This window comes from Microbacterium sp. Root166 (assembly GCF_001427145.1).
Taxonomy (GTDB): Bacteria; Actinomycetota; Actinomycetes; order Actinomycetales; family Microbacteriaceae; genus Microbacterium.
In genome coordinates, this window is record NZ_LMGL01000003.1 from 461550 (window position 1) to 475120 (window position 13571).

14 protein-coding genes and 1 pseudogene are annotated in these 13571 nt (G+C 70.6%); 7 read left to right on the forward strand and 8 right to left on the reverse strand.

All coding sequences use genetic code 11. The features are described 5' to 3' along the window. From ASD56_RS16245 to ASD56_RS13950, 4 genes and pseudogenes are all read left to right on the forward strand, one after another. Window positions 1–96 (forward strand): annotated as a pseudogene (locus tag ASD56_RS16245) (isoprenyl transferase); the annotation flags it as partial. A gap of 45 nt (window positions 97–141) precedes the next feature. Continuing rightward, the gene (locus ASD56_RS13940; protein WP_055966896.1) at window positions 142–1263 is read left to right on the forward strand and encodes an aminotransferase class V-fold PLP-dependent enzyme; all 1122 of its coding nucleotides are present in this window, start codon (window positions 142–144) and stop codon (window positions 1261–1263) included. Window positions 1264–1445: 182 nt separating this feature from the next. After that, on the forward strand, window positions 1446–2801 hold the full coding sequence (locus tag ASD56_RS13945; RefSeq protein WP_055966899.1) for a PhoH family protein: 1356 nt from the start codon (window positions 1446–1448) through the stop codon (window positions 2799–2801). A gap of 125 nt (window positions 2802–2926) precedes the next feature. Beyond that, on the forward strand, window positions 2927–3553 hold the full coding sequence (locus ASD56_RS13950; protein ID WP_157536108.1) for a hypothetical protein: 627 nt from the start codon (window positions 2927–2929) through the stop codon (window positions 3551–3553). A 75-nt stretch (window positions 3554–3628) separates the two neighbouring features. Here the strand turns inward: ASD56_RS13950 and ASD56_RS13955 are convergent, their stop codons facing one another. The 7 genes from ASD56_RS13955 to xseA are packed head-to-tail and all read right to left on the reverse strand — an operon-like array spanning window position 3629 to window position 10128. Next, window positions 3629–4285 (reverse strand): response regulator transcription factor, encoded by a 657-nt coding sequence (locus tag ASD56_RS13955; protein WP_055966905.1) that lies wholly within the window; start codon window positions 4283–4285, stop codon window positions 3629–3631. Further along, complete coding sequence (locus tag ASD56_RS13960; protein ID WP_055966908.1) at window positions 4282–5790, reverse strand: sensor histidine kinase; 1509 nt, start codon at window positions 5788–5790, stop codon at window positions 4282–4284. The genes ASD56_RS13955 and ASD56_RS13960 overlap by 4 nt, the downstream gene beginning before the upstream one ends. Before the next feature lie 47 nt (window positions 5791–5837). Continuing rightward, window positions 5838–7232: a class II fumarate hydratase gene (locus ASD56_RS13965; RefSeq protein WP_055966912.1), complete on the reverse strand. Its 1395-nt coding sequence runs from the start codon at window positions 7230–7232 to the stop codon at window positions 5838–5840. A gap of 32 nt (window positions 7233–7264) precedes the next feature. Next, the gene (locus tag ASD56_RS13970; protein ID WP_082541505.1) at window positions 7265–7879 is read right to left on the reverse strand and encodes a carbonic anhydrase; all 615 of its coding nucleotides are present in this window, start codon (window positions 7877–7879) and stop codon (window positions 7265–7267) included. Between the two features lie 35 nt (window positions 7880–7914). Continuing rightward, entirely contained in the window at window positions 7915–8550 is a 636-nt protein-coding gene (locus tag ASD56_RS13975) for a DUF4245 family protein (protein WP_055966918.1), read from the reverse strand. After that, complete coding sequence (locus ASD56_RS13980; RefSeq protein WP_055967267.1) at window positions 8550–8792, reverse strand: exodeoxyribonuclease VII small subunit; 243 nt, start codon at window positions 8790–8792, stop codon at window positions 8550–8552. The genes ASD56_RS13975 and ASD56_RS13980 overlap by 1 nt, the downstream gene beginning before the upstream one ends. A gap of 10 nt (window positions 8793–8802) precedes the next feature. Beyond that, on the reverse strand, window positions 8803–10128 hold the full coding sequence (xseA, locus tag ASD56_RS13985) for an exodeoxyribonuclease VII large subunit (RefSeq protein ID WP_055966922.1): 1326 nt from the start codon (window positions 10126–10128) through the stop codon (window positions 8803–8805). A 138-nt stretch (window positions 10129–10266) separates the two neighbouring features. On the opposite strand from xseA, the gene ASD56_RS13990 reads away from it, so the two are divergent. From ASD56_RS13990 to ASD56_RS14000, 3 genes are read left to right on the forward strand one after another with little or no spacing between them, the layout of a single operon-like run. After that, complete coding sequence (locus tag ASD56_RS13990; protein ID WP_055967269.1) at window positions 10267–11307, forward strand: 4-hydroxy-3-methylbut-2-enyl diphosphate reductase; 1041 nt, start codon at window positions 10267–10269, stop codon at window positions 11305–11307. Continuing rightward, on the forward strand, window positions 11304–11873 hold the full coding sequence (locus ASD56_RS13995; protein WP_055966925.1) for a DUF6264 family protein: 570 nt from the start codon (window positions 11304–11306) through the stop codon (window positions 11871–11873). The genes ASD56_RS13990 and ASD56_RS13995 overlap by 4 nt, the downstream gene beginning before the upstream one ends. Before the next feature lie 13 nt (window positions 11874–11886). Then, the gene (locus ASD56_RS14000; RefSeq protein ID WP_055966928.1) at window positions 11887–12435 is read left to right on the forward strand and encodes an MOSC domain-containing protein; all 549 of its coding nucleotides are present in this window, start codon (window positions 11887–11889) and stop codon (window positions 12433–12435) included. A 98-nt stretch (window positions 12436–12533) separates the two neighbouring features. On the opposite strand, the gene fbaA is transcribed toward ASD56_RS14000, so the two are convergent. Next, entirely contained in the window at window positions 12534–13565 is a 1032-nt protein-coding gene (gene fbaA / locus ASD56_RS14005; protein ID WP_055966932.1) for a class II fructose-bisphosphate aldolase, read from the reverse strand. Window positions 13566–13571 lie beyond the last annotated feature (6 nt).

Sequence of the window (13571 nt, forward strand, 5' to 3'; positions counted from 1 at the left end):
TCCTTCGTCGAGGCGCTCGGACCCGACCTGCGCGAGGTCGACTTCCTTCGCGCGATCCGCGATTTCGCGGACCGGGATCGCCGTTTCGGCAGCTGAGACTCACGAACACCGCGCCGAGACCTGGCGTGCCAGAATGTGTCCGTGACGGATCTGGACTCGTATCAGGCGTCGTTCGATGGGGAACCCGGGTATCTCGACTGGGCCGCGTTCGGACCGCTCTCTCCGGCGGTGCGCGCCGAGGCGCAGGCCGACACCGAGCTTCTCGGCTCGGGCCGGCGCTCGAGCATCGAACTCGTCGGCGAGCACATCCGCGAGGCACGCGAGCTGATCGCCGAGCTCATCGGCACGGACGCCTCGCAGGTGGCGCTCCAGCCGTCGACGACGTACGGCCTGATGCAGGCGATCTACGGCCTCGCCGGCGAGCTGCTCGTCGGGCGTGGGGAGTTCCCCAGCCTGACGGTGACGGCCACCCGCGCCTCGGACGCGCTGGGCTCGATCGACCTGAAGTGGCTGGAGCCGGAGGACGGCTTCATCACCCCGGACGTCGTCCGCGACGCGCTCACGGACGACACGCGCGCCGTCGCGGTCAGCCTCGTCGACTTCCGCACCGGCTACCGTGCCGACCTCGACGGCATCCGGGACGTGATCGGGGACCGGCTGCTGATCGTCGACGCGATCCAGGGCTTCGGCACGGTCGACGTCGACTACCTGGCCGCCGACGTCGTCTGCAGCAACGGCTACAAGTGGCTGCGGGCAGGCCGCGGCACGGGCTTCGCCTGGTTCAGCGAACGCGCACTGGAGCGCATCGCGCCCGTGCTCTCGGGCTGGTCCGGCACGGACGGGGATCTGCCGGTGGATGTCGTCCCGCTCCCGGCGTCGTCGGCACAGGCCTTCACGGTGAGCGGCTTCGACGCCCTCGCGGCCGCACGTCTGGCGACGTCGCTGCGCGACATCGTCGACGTCGGCGTCGCGACGATCGACGCGGAGCTCTCCGCTCGCACGCGCGACGTGATGTTCTTCGCCGACCGCTACGAGGTGCCCGTCCTGACGCCCCGGGATCCGGAGCGCCGCGGCGGGATCGTGACGCTCGCGCCCGCCCCCCAGGACACCGCTCCGCTCGCGGCATCCCTCACCAACCACGGCCTGTCGGTCACCGTGCGCAACGGGCTCGTGCGCGTGTCGCCGCACGTGGGCACCGGCGCCGACACCCTGCGCCTGTTCGGCGACGCGCTCGCAGCGTTCTCGTCGACGCGCGTCTGGTGAGGCACCCGGAGTTCACCCGCGCTTAATGCGGATTCCGCGTGTCGGCGACGGCGGTGTCGGCGGTGAGTCGTACGTTCATCACATCGGGCAAGGTGTCCGTTCGAGTCGGCCATCAGGATCACGACTCGTGACCCAGGTCGACTCGTGACTGCCGGGTTCTCCACCCGGGGCGGGAGTGGGTTGTGACCACACGAGCACCACACAAGCAGCGCAGTCAGGATGTCGAGCAGACGGGTGACCTGGATCAGGATCTGCGCACCTACGTCCTCGACACATCGGTGCTGCTGAGCGATCCGCGGGCGTTCTTCCGCTTCGCCGAGCACAACGTCGTGATCCCGGTCGTGGTGATCACCGAGCTCGAAGGAAAGCGGCACGATCCCGAGATCGGCTACTTCGCGCGTCAGGCGCTGCGCCATCTCGACGAGCTGCGCGTCGAGCACGGTCGCCTCGACTTCCCGGTGCCGGTGGGCGAAGGCGGCACGCTGCGCGTGGAGCTCAACAACACCGACGCCTCGGTCCTCCCGTCCGGCATGCGGCTCGGCGACAACGACAGCCGCATCCTCGCGGTCGCCATGCATCTCGCTTCGGACGGCCAAGAGGTCACCGTCGTCTCCAAGGACCTCCCGATGCGCGTGAAGGCCGCCTCACTCGGCGTCAGCGCCGAGGAGTACCTGGCCGAGCAGGCCGTGGACTCCGGCTGGACCGGCATCGCCACGATCGACGTATCGGGCGACGACATCAGCGATCTGTACGAGAGCGAGGTCGCCAGCAGCGAGGACGTGCGCGGGATGCCGGTCAACACCGGGCTCATCATCCATTCCGAGCGGGGCTCGGCGCTGGGTCGCGTGATCGGCGACGGCGAGTTCAAGCTCGTCCGCGGCGACCGCGAGGTCTTCGGACTCCACGGACGCTCGGCCGAGCAGCGCATCGCGATCGACCTGCTGCTGGACCCGGAGGTCGGCATCGTCTCGCTCGGCGGGCGCGCCGGCACCGGCAAGTCGGCCCTCGCCCTGTGCGCGGCGCTGGACGCGGTGCTCGAGCGGCAGCAGCAGCGCAAGATCATCGTGTTCCGTCCGCTGTTCGCGGTGGGCGGTCAGGAGCTCGGTTACCTGCCCGGCGACGCGCAGGAGAAGATGGGCCCGTGGGGTCAGGCGGTCTTCGACACCCTCGGCTCGGTGGTCTCCTCCAACGTGCTCGAAGAGGTCGTCGAGCGCGGGCTGCTCGAGGTGCTGCCGCTCACGCACATCCGCGGTCGCTCGCTGCACGACGCGTTCGTGATCGTCGACGAGGCGCAGTCGCTCGAGCGCAACGTTCTTCTCACCGTCCTCAGCCGCATCGGGCAGAACTCGCGGGTTGTGCTCACCCACGACGTCGGTCAGCGTGACAACCTCCGGGTCGGCCGCCACGACGGCGTCGCCTCGGTCATCGAGACGCTGAAGAACCACAGCCTGTTCGGGCACGTGACGCTGATGCGCTCCGAGCGCTCGGCGATCGCCGCACTGGTGACGGAACTGCTCGAGGCGGGCGAGCTCGCCTGATCATCCGAAGGGGCCGGGATGCCGCATCCCGGCCCCTTCGGCATGCTCGTCGCGCATATCCGGGCCGCCGGGAATGAGAAGAGTCTCATGCCGGGCAGGCCAGTGACGGCTCCGACTCTGTCACGATGGATGAGGTGCGATTCGGCAACGGTGAGGATGGCAGAGCGGTGGAAGGGCGCGCGCGACTCGCGATCGGCGGGGCCGGTACGGTCATGGCCAGTATCGCTGTCGTCTGCGCCGTGGCCTTCACGAACTCCGTCGCGCTCGCCGACTCTCCGGCGACGCCGGTGACGGCTCCTCGGATCACCGTTCCCTCATCGGGCGAGACTTCGCCGACGCGTCCCCTCGCAGACGCGGGCCAGCAGGTTCCGACGCCGGCGCCGATCGCGGTCACGGTGGAGGCGCCCGCCCCCGAGGTCCTCAACGCCGGCGGTGACGAGACATCCCTGTCCGCCGATGCTCCGGCTGCTGAGACGCCTGACGGCGCGGGGCCCGGGACGCCGGCTGTCCCGCCCGGCAAGCCTGACGTCCCGCCCGGCAAACCGGATGCGCCAGGGCAGGGCCCGGGAGACCAGCAGCAGCGCCCCGGCGGCGGCACGGACCCGAAAGCCCCTGGCGAGGCCGAGCTGCAGGGCTCCGACGATTCCGGCCGGAGGATGGCGATCTCGGAGGCACCGGTGAAGCCCGTGCCACCCGGGCAGGCCAAGAAAGACGACCGATCCCGCGACTCCGCGGAGCGACGCGATCGGTGATCGGCCGGAGCCCCCACTCCGGCTGTTCCCAGCCCCCGGCGGCCCCCACCGCCGGGGGCTTCCTCGTGGGCGAGGTCACTCCCAGCGGTAGCCGGCGCCGCGAACGGTGACGATGTGCTCCGGGCCGAGCTTGCCGCGGAGATACCGCACGTACACGTCGACCACGTTCGAGCCCGGATCGAAGTCCAGGCCCCAGACGCGGCTGAGCAGGAGTTCGCGGCTGAGCACGCGTCCGGGGTTGCGCAGGAACTGCTCCGCCAGCGCGAACTCTCGGGCGGACAGGTCGACCTCGCGGTCGTCGACCGTGGCGCGTCGGGCCAGGATGTCGAGCATCACGTTGCCGTGCGAGACCGACACCCCGATCGCGGGGCTGGTCTCGCGCAGCCGTGAGCGCACCCGGGCGAGCAGCTCCTCGAAGGTGAACGGCTTCGGCATGTAGTCGTTCGCACCCGAGTCGAGGCCCTCGACGGTGTCACGCGTGCTCGAACGGGCGGTGAGCATGATCACCGGCACGGCCGAGCCGCGTGACCGGAGCTCGCGCAGCACCTCGAAGCCGTCCATCGTGGGCAGTCCGACATCGAGCAGCACGAGGTCGGCATCGCCGCGCAGTGCGGCGGCGAGGCCTGCGGCGCCGTCCTCGATCACGACGGTCTCGTACCCCGCGTTCTCGAGGCCGCGGCTCACGAAGGAGGCGATGCGCGGCTCATCTTCGACGATGAGGATCTTGGTCATGCCTTCGCCTCTCGTTGCAGGACGTCGCCCGCCCGCACCGGTGCCGGGAGCTCGGCGGCGGTCGGGGGGAGATGGATGGTGAAGGTCGCGCCGCCGCCGGGTGTGTCGGTCACCGTGCACGAGCCCCCGTGGCCCTTGGCGATCGCATCGACGATGGCGAGGCCGAGGCCCGACCCTCCGACCGACCGCTTGCCCTCGGCGCGGTCGAAGCGCCGGAAGATGCGATGTCGGGAAGCGGGAGGGATGCCGGGCCCGTGGTCCCGGACCCACAGATGGGCGCCGTCGGCTGCCAGCGTGCTGCCGATTTCGATGGGCGCGCCCACGGCGGTGTACTTGGCCGCGTTGTCGGCGAGCTGCAGCCAAGCCTGCAGGAGCCGGTCGGGATCGCCGCGCACCACGCCCTGCGCGTGCGCCTCGACGCTCCACGTGTGCCCGGGGATCACCGCGACGAGCTCGCCGACGCGGGCGGTGAGCGACTCGAGGTCGACATCGCTGACGGCGTAGGAGTCCGCCTCGGCCGCGGCCAGCAGGTCGATGTCCTCCACCAGGCGTGCGAGCCGGTCGAGTTCGGCGATGCCGATCTCGCGCGCCGAGGCGGCGTCGCCGGCGTCGCGCGGATCCATGAGCTCGAGATGGCCGCGCACGATCGTGATGGGCGTCTTGAGCTCGTGGCGCACGTCGTCCAGGAGCTGGCGCTGCACGTCGACGGAGCCTTCGATGCGGTCCAGCATCGAGTTCACGGTGCGCGAGAGGTCGGAGATGTCGTCGTTGCCCTGCGTGGACAGGCGCGGAGAGAGGTCGGTGATCGAGATGGCGTCGGCGGTCTCGCGCATGAGGCGGATGGGGGAGAGGAGCCGGCCGGTCACGAACCATCCGACGAACCCGATCGCCACCAAGACCACCAGGGCGGCCAGCACGTAGGTCGCCATCGCAGCGGTCACCGGCTCGAGCTCGGCGCCGAGGTTGACGGCGCGCACGTAGACGCCGGACTGACCGTCTTCCTCCATCTCGACCGGGATCGCGATGTACCGTAGCGAGCCGTCGTCGGTGACGGCCGTGCCGATGCGCGTCTCGCCGTCGGCGGTGTCGCGGACGGCCCGCTCGATGAGTGCCGCGTCGTCGGAGATGTCGAATCCCGACAGGGTCGCGGGCTTGTAGCGCGCCGTTCCGTCGATGATCGCGACCGAGGCCTCGTTGCGCCCCGGAACCAGCCGCGCGACGGCATCGTGCAGGTACTCGGCGACCGATTCGTAGCGGTCGATGTCCAGCGTCTCGCTGGCCGTCGCCGCCCCCACATCGTCTGCGGCGGGCGTCGACGCGCCCGATGCGACCGTCTGCAGGCTCTCGACCTGCGTCTCGAGCCGCTGGTCGACCTCGGCGAGCACCCGTTCGCGCTGCACCAGGAAGGTCACGCTGCCGACGATCGCCAGTCCCACGCACGCCACGGCGAGGATCGCAGCGAGGATCCTCACCTGGGCCGGGATCGGCCGCGACGAACGGGTCATCCCCTGATTATCCTGCCGGGAGGCCTCCGGCGGCACGGGCGCTGCGATCAGCCCGGGTGCGTCATCGAGAGCAGGTCGAGCTTCTCGTCCAGCTGCTCGAGCGTGAGCTCGCCGCGATCGACGTAACCGAGGTCGATGACGGCCTCCCGCACGGTGATGCCCTGCGACACCGAGTGCTTGGCGATCTTGGCCGCGGCCTCGTAGCCGATCAGCTTGTTCAGCGGCGTGACGATGGACGGCGACATCCCTGCGTAGGCGGCGGCGCGCTCGACGTTGGCCTCGAGGCCGTCGATCGTCTTGTCGGCGAGCAGGCGCGAGGCGTTCGCGAGCAGGCTGATCGACTCGAGCACGGCGGTGCCCATGACGGGGATCGCGACGTTGAGCTCGAACGAGCCCGACGCGCCGGCCCAGGCGACCGTGGCGTCGTTGCCGATGACGCGGGCGCACACCATGAGCGTCGCCTCGGGCACCACCGGGTTGACCTTGCCGGGCATGATGGAGGAGCCGGGCTGCAGGTCGGGGATGTGGAGTTCGCCGAGGCCGGTGTTCGGGCCGGAGCCCATCCACCGGATGTCGTTGTTGATCTTGGTGAGCGAGACCGCGATGGTGCGCAGGGCGCCGGATGCTTCGACCAGCCCGTCACGGTTGGCCTGGGCCTCGAAGTGGTCCTTCGCCTCGGTGATGGGCAGCTCGGTGTCCTCGACGATGAGCTGGATGACCTTCTGCGGGAAGCCCAGCGGGGTGTTGATGCCGGTGCCGACAGCGGTGCCGCCCAGCGGCACCTCGGCGACGCGGGCGAGCACGGACTGCACGCGCTCGATGCCCAGGCGCATCTGGCGGGCGTAGCCGCCGAACTCCTGGCCGAGCGTGACCGGGGTCGCGTCCATCAGGTGCGTGCGGCCGGACTTCACGACCGACTTCCATGCCTCGGCCTTGGCCTCGAGCGCGACCGCGAGGTGGTCGAGCGCGGGAATGAGGTCGTCGATGAGCTCCTGGGTCACGGCGATGTGCACGGAGGTGGGAAAGACGTCGTTCGAGGACTGCGACGCGTTGACATGATCGTTCGGGTGCACGGTCCGGCCGAGGTCCTGCGTCGCGAGCGTGGCGAGCACCTCGTTCATGTTCATGTTCGACGAGGTGCCGCTGCCGGTCTGGTAGACGTCGATCGGGAACTGATCGGCGTGCTCGCCGGCGATGATCCGGTCCGCGGCGCGCGCGATCGCGTCGGCGATCTCGCCCTCGAGCGTGCCGAGCTCCTTGTTGGCCAGGGCGGCGGCCTTCTTGATCCGCGCCAGTGCGACGATCTGGGCCGGCTCGAGGGGGTCGCCCGAGATCGGGAAGTTCTCTACGGCGCGCTGCGTCTGCGCGGCATAGAGCGCGTTCTTGGGCACGCGCACTTCGCCCATGGTGTCGTGTTCGATGCGGTACTCGGTGTCGGTCACGTCGTTGTTCCTCCGTACAGTGCGAATGTGTGTCAGTTGCCCGCGGGCACGTCGCCGACGATGAGGTCGGGGACAGCAGTGCCTTCGGCGAGTCGGTAGTTGGCGCCCACGATCGCCAGGCGGCCCTCGGCCACCGCGTCGCTGATGAGCTCGGACGAGTGCAGCAGCTCGCCCACGGTGTCGCGCAAGTGCTCGCGGACGACCTGCTCGTGATCGATCGTCACCGGCGGAACACCCTCGACCGTGCCCTGACGCTGGACGCGCCGGACGGCGGGAACGATGGGGGCGATGAGCTTCCAGATGTGCGGCGGGAGGGCCGGGGCATCCGCTCTCGTGCTCTCGATCGCGGCGCTGACGGCGCCGCACTCGTCGTGGCCGAGCACGATGATCAGCGGCACCTCGAGGACCGCGACGGCGTACTCGAGGCTGCCGATGACGGAGTCCGAGATGACCTGTCCGGCGTTGCGCACCACGAAGAGGTCGCCGAGCCCCTGGTCGAAGATGATCTCAGCGGCCAGGCGGGAGTCGGAGCAGCCGAACAGCGCCGCGCGCGGCCGCTGGCCGGTGGCCAGGTCGTTGCGCCGCTCGACGTCCTGGCGGGGGTGCTTCGGTGCGCCCGCGATGAACCGCTCGTTGCCCCGGACCATCTCGTGCCACACCTTGCGGGGCGAGGGGTGCTCGCTCACTCGGCCTCCTTGCGCAGCTCGAGGATCTGCGCCGCGACGGCGGACGCGGCCTCCTCGAGCACCTTCTCGTCTGCCTTGCCGTAGATCAGGATCGTGTCGTCGCCGGCCTGCGTGGCCAGGGCTGCGGACACGTTGCCCGCCCGCGAGGGGTCGGGGATGTCGTAGCGGTCCCACGTGACGCCGTCGACCGTCACGGTGCCGTCGACGCTGGCGCCCGAGAGCATGCGCGTCGGCCATGCCGGATCGGCGTCGAAGCCCTGCGCGACGCGGAGGAACCAGGTGTCGGCGGCGTAGACGATCGTCCAGGCGCGGGGGCCGTCGCCTTCGACTCGGGCGACGTTGACCCGCCAGTCGTCGGGGGCGTCGGGTGCGATGATCGGCCGGCCCTCGGCCGACGCGACCTGCTCGGCGACGGCGGCGACGTCGATGGGCTCCTGCTCGGGCGGCGTGCCGCGCGGCACGGCGAAGATGATGACGATCACGACGGCGATGGTCACGATCAGCGCCGCGATCAGGTTGCGCGTGTTCTGGCTCTCGCGGTGGACCCGCGAGGACTCGGCCTTGCGCTCAGCCGTCTCGCCGGGAGTCTCCGGGCGGCCGAGCTCGGCGACGATGCGGGGCGACTTCGCCATCATGCGCCCTCGGCGGCGCCGGTCTCGGCGGACGAGCGGGCGGCGTCGAGGCGGCGCTTGGCGCCGAGCAGCCACTCGTCGCAGCGAGCGGCCAGGGCCTCACCGCGCTCCCACAGGGCCAGCGACTGCTCGAGGGTCGGCGCGCCCTGCTCGAGCTCTGCGACCACGCGCACGAGCTCGTCGCGCGCCTGCTCGAACGAGAGGGCGGCGACGTCGGGGGCGGCCTGCCTCGACTCGGTCATACCGTCCATCTTAGTTCGGCGCGGGGACGTCGCCCGCGGGGTCCGAGGCTGCCGGGCCGGCGGCGGATTCGGCGATCTCGCCCTCCGAGTGAGCCGCGAACGAGCCGCGCCCGACGGTGACGATCACCGGCGCGGATGCCGGTGCCTGCGCGGCGTCGCGGACGATCACGCCGTCGGCGAGGTGCGCGATCGCGTAACCGCGCGCGAGCGTCGACGCGGGGGACAGGGCGCGCAGCGTCGCCCCCAGCTCGGCCGTCCGGCGCGTGTGCGACTCGATCGTGCGGTCGATGCGCGCCCGGCCGCGTCCGACCAGCAGCTCGACCTCCTGCGCCCTCGCGGCGACGATCGTGTCGGGCGTGCGCAGCACGGGACGCGAGCGCAGCTGCTCGAGCTGACCGATGTCGTGGGTCAGGCGCTGGGTGAGGCGGGAGGTCAGGCGCGAGCGCAGCTGCGCGACGAGCGCACGCTGCTCCGCGACATCGGGCACCACCCGCTTGGCGGCGTCCGTGGGGGTCGAGGCGCGCAGGTCCGCGACATCGTCGAGCAGCGGGCGGTCGTTCTCGTGGCCGATCGCACTGACGACGGGAGTGGATGCCGCGGCCACCGCGCGCACGAGGCGCTCGTCGCTGAAGCCGAGCAGGGTCTGCGGGTCGCCGCCGCCGCGCGCGATGATGATGACGTCCACGTCGGGCGCGGCGTCGAGCGCCTTGAGCGCGGCGATCGTCTCGGGGACGCACCGGTCGCCCTGCACCGCGGCGTACTTGGTGCGGAATCGCACCTGCGGCCAGCGCAGCTCGGAGTTGCGGTGGACGTCCTTCTCGGCATCCGAATTCTCGCCCGTGATGAGCCCGATGGTGTGGGGGAGGAAGGGCAGGGGCTTCTTGCGCGACGGGTCGAACAGGCCCTCGGCGCGCAGCTGGGCGCGCAGGCGCTCGAGCCGCTCGAGCTGGTCGCCGAGGCCGACGTGCTTCATCGCCGAGACGCCGAAGCTGAAGTCGCCCGACTTGGCGAAGAAGTCCGCCTTGACGCACGCGACGACGTGGTCGCCGACCTTGAGGTCGGTGGGCAGGCGGTCGCGCGTGGACGACCAGATGCGGAACGAGATCGTCGCGTCGGCGACGTTGTCCTTGAGGCGGCCGAACACGTTGCCGCCGCGGGTGTTCCACGAGGTGATCTCGCCCTCGACCCACACGGATCCCCAGGTCTGGATGAACCCGCGGATCGTCTCGTTCAGGCGAGACACCGAGGTCGGCGTCTGAGGAGAGGAGTCCTTCGGACGCACCGAGTCCGGCGGCGGGGCCTCGCCGGCGACATGCTCGGGCTGGAAGGTCGTCATGCGGCTCCGTCGGTCTCGGCTGTCGGCTGGATGAGCGCGCGGGTCGGTCGTGCGGGGCGGGTGCTCGGCCCGCGCTCAGGGGGCCGCCCGTAGAATCGTCGGGTGAGCACCAGCACCGTGGGCAGCCGACCTGTGAGTATGCCCGTTCCCCGCGTCCCGCGGCGGCGCGAACGCCTCCAGGATATCCCCGTCCAGGGACAGAAGCGGGTGCTGCTCGCTTCGCCCCGCGGCTACTGCGCGGGGGTGGACCGCGCCGTGATCGCCGTCGAGAAGGCGCTCGAGCGCTTCGGCGCCCCGGTCTATGTGCGCAAGCAGATCGTGCACAACATCCACGTCGTCACCGAGCTCGAGGCCAAGGGCGCGATCTTCGTCGAGGAGGTCGACGAGGTGCCCGAGGGCGCCCACGTCGTCTTCAGCGCGCACGGGGTCTCGCCGGCGGTCGTGAACGAGGCGGCCGATCGCAACCTCCAGGCGATCGATGCCACCTGCCCGCTCGTGACCAAGGTGCACCGCGAGGCCGTGCGCTTCGCCCGCGACGACTTCGAGATCCTGCTGATCGGCCACGCCGGTCACGAGGAGGTCGAGGGCACCGCCGGCGAGGCGCCCGATCACGTCACGATCGTGAACTCTCCCGACGAGGCCGACACCATCGAGGTGCGCGACCCGTCGAAGGTGGTCTGGCTGTCGCAGACGACGCTCTCGGTCGACGAGACGATGGAGACGGTGCGTCGTCTGCGCGTGCGGTTCCCGCAGCTGCAGGACCCGCCCTCGGACGACATCTGCTACGCCACGCAGAACCGCCAGGTCGCCATCAAGAAGGTCGCGAAGGACGCCGACCTCGTGATCGTGGTCGGCTCGGCGAACTCGTCCAACAGCGTGCGCCTGGTCGAGGTCGCGCTCGAGTACGGCGCCAAGGCCGCGTACCGGGTCGACTACGCCGACGAGGTCGAGCAGGCCTGGCTCGAGGGCGTCGAGACCGTGGGTGTCACGAGCGGCGCCTCCGTGCCCGACGTGCTCGTGCAGCAGGTGCTCGAAGACCTCGCCTCCGCCGGCTACCTCGACGTCGAAGAGGTGCGCACCGCCGAGGAGGACCTGCAGTTCTCGCTCCCCAAGGAGCTGCGGACGGATGCCGCGGGCAACCGCGACGACCGCGCTCTGGGCGGACGGGTCAGCGCATGACCGGTGTCGAGGGCACGGCGCCCGCCGGCGACGCGCGTCCGCGCCCGCAGTACGGCGAGTACGCCTCGCCCGAAGAGCAGCGCGCCCGCATCAAGCAGCCCGACGTGACCTGGGCGCTCGAGACCGGAGAAGCGGTGGCCGAGGCGCCGGCTGCGCCCGCGACTGCGCTGCCCGACGCGGCGACGGGTTCGCGGCCGCGCATGATCGACCGCATCGTGACCTTCGCCCTGCTGGTCTACGGCCTGATCAACGTCGTCTCGATCGTGCCTGCGCTGTGGGGCTACGTCGCGTACGCCCAGACGATGTTCGACATGCTCGGCGTCGAGGCGACGCTGACCGACCCCGAGGCGGCCAAGCCGTGGGGGATGGCCGCCGCGCTCGTGCAGATCTTCGGCTGGCTCATCACGGCCGCGCTGTCGTGGGCGCGCATGAGGCGCGGGCGTCTGTCGTGGTGGATTCCGCTGGTCGGCGGAATCGTGTTCACGTTCATCTCCGCGACCCTCGTCCTGGTGCCGCTCATGAACGATCCCGCGGTCCGCGACATCCTGGTCGGCAGCCTGGGCTGAATAAGATGACGAGATGCCCCGTCTCGTCGCCGTCTGCGCCGTCCACGAACTGCGTCGCGATGCCGGATCCGTCGGCATCACCGCCATCGACAAGCGGCCGGTCGAGGGACCGGTTCACGTCGGTGAGTACGGGGTGCACGCCGACGTCCAGGCGAACCGGAAGCACCATGGCGGACCGGACAAGGCGCTGTACGCCTACGCCTCCGAGGACGCCGCGTTCTGGGAGCGCGAGCTCGGCCGACCGCTGGCACCGGGGTTCTTCGGCGAGAACCTGCTCACCGAGGGCATCGATGTGAACGCGGCGCTCGTCGGCGAGCGCTGGCGCATCGGCGACCGCGTCGAGGTGGAGGTCACGATGCCGCGCACTCCGTGCCAGACGTTCGCCCGCTGGGTGGGCGGCGATGACGAGCGGGGCTGGGTTCGTCGCTTCTCCGACGCCCGGCGCCTCGGTCCGTACCTCAAGGTCGTGCAGTCGGGCCGCGTCAGCGCGGGCGACGAAATCACCGTGCTGCTGCGCCCCGAGGGCGCGCCGACCCTTCTCGAGATCTATCGCGGCCTGTGAGCCGGGAACGACGGATGCCCCGGCACCGCGCCCCTCGCGGGGGCGGGTGCCGGGGCATCCGACGTACTGAGCCGTTCTGAGCGGTTCGCTGCCGGGTGTCAGGCCGCGAGGCTCTTGCCGTGCGAGCCGAGCTGGCGGGTCGACTCCGCCACGCGGGCGGCCATCGCCGACTCGGCGATCTTGCCCCACGCGCGCGGGTCGTAGGCCTTCTTGTTGCCCACTTCGCCGTCGACCTTGAGAACGCCGTCGTAGTTGGCGAACATGAAGCCGGCCACCGAGCGCGTGAACGCGTACTGGGTGTCGGTGTCGATGTTCATCTTCACGACGCCGTTGGCGACCGCGAGGGCGATCTCCTCGTCGGTCGAGCCGCTGCCGCCGTGGAAGACGAGGTCCAGCGGCTTCGGGCCGGTGCCGAACTTGGCGGCGATGCCCTCCTGGATCTCGCCGAGCAGCTCGGGCTTGAGCTTGACGTTGCCCGGCTTGTAGACGCCGTGCACGTTGCCGAAGGTGAGCGCGGCGATCCAGCGACCCTGGTCACCCAGGCCGAGCGCCTCGACGACCTGGGCGACATCGCCGGTGGTCGTGTAGAGGGCGTCGTTCGTGCCCTCGTGCTCGACGCCGTCCTCTTCGCCGCCGACGACGCCGATCTCGACCTCGAGGATGGAGTTGATCGCCTTCATACGGGGGAGGATCTGCTTCGCGATCTCGATGTTCTCGGCCAGCGGCACAGCCGAGCCGTCCCACATGTGCGACTGGAAGATCGGGTTGCCGCCGTCGGCCACGACCGACTCGGATGCCGCGATGAGCGGCAGCAGGAAGTCGTCCAGTGCGGGCTTGGGGCAGTGGTCGGTGTGCAGCGCGACCGTGATCGGGTAGCTCTTGGCGACCTCGTGCACGTAGGCGGCGAACGCGAGGGCGCCGGTCGAGCGGGCCTTGACGGTGTGGCCGGCGAAGTAGTCGGCGCCACCGGTGGTGACCTGGATGATGCCGTCCGAGCCGGCTTCAGTCAGGCCCTGGAGGACGGCGTTGACCGACTGCGAGCTGGCGGCGTTGATCGCGGGGTACGCGAAGCCTCCCGCCTTCGCGCGGTCAAGCATCTCGGCATATTGTTCCGGGGTGGCGACGGGCATGAGTGC

Bases quoted from the DNA above. Each gene is read 5' to 3' on its own strand.
- ASD56_RS13950 (WP_157536108.1), top strand. From the start codon at position 2,927: ATGGATGAGGTGCGATTCGGCAACGGTGAGGATGGCAGAGCGGTGGAA.
- ASD56_RS13955 (WP_055966905.1), bottom strand. From the start codon at position 4,285: ATGACCAAGATCCTCATCGTCGAAGATGAGCCGCGCATCGCCTCCTTC.
- ASD56_RS13960 (WP_055966908.1), bottom strand. From the start codon at position 5,790: ATGACCCGTTCGTCGCGGCCGATCCCGGCCCAGGTGAGGATCCTCGCT.
- ASD56_RS13970 (WP_082541505.1), bottom strand. From the start codon at position 7,879: ATGGTCCGGGGCAACGAGCGGTTCATCGCGGGCGCACCGAAGCACCCC.
- ASD56_RS13975 (WP_055966918.1), bottom strand. From the start codon at position 8,550: ATGGCGAAGTCGCCCCGCATCGTCGCCGAGCTCGGCCGCCCGGAGACT.
- ASD56_RS13980 (WP_055967267.1), bottom strand. From the start codon at position 8,792: ATGACCGAGTCGAGGCAGGCCGCCCCCGACGTCGCCGCCCTCTCGTTC.
- xseA (WP_055966922.1), bottom strand. From the start codon at position 10,128: ATGACGACCTTCCAGCCCGAGCATGTCGCCGGCGAGGCCCCGCCGCCG.
- ASD56_RS13990 (WP_055967269.1), top strand. From the start codon at position 10,267: ATGCCCGTTCCCCGCGTCCCGCGGCGGCGCGAACGCCTCCAGGATATC.
- ASD56_RS13995 (WP_055966925.1), top strand. From the start codon at position 11,304: ATGACCGGTGTCGAGGGCACGGCGCCCGCCGGCGACGCGCGTCCGCGC.
- ASD56_RS14000 (WP_055966928.1), top strand. From the start codon at position 11,887: ATGCCCCGTCTCGTCGCCGTCTGCGCCGTCCACGAACTGCGTCGCGAT.
- fbaA (WP_055966932.1), bottom strand. From the start codon at position 13,565: ATGCCCGTCGCCACCCCGGAACAATATGCCGAGATGCTTGACCGCGCG.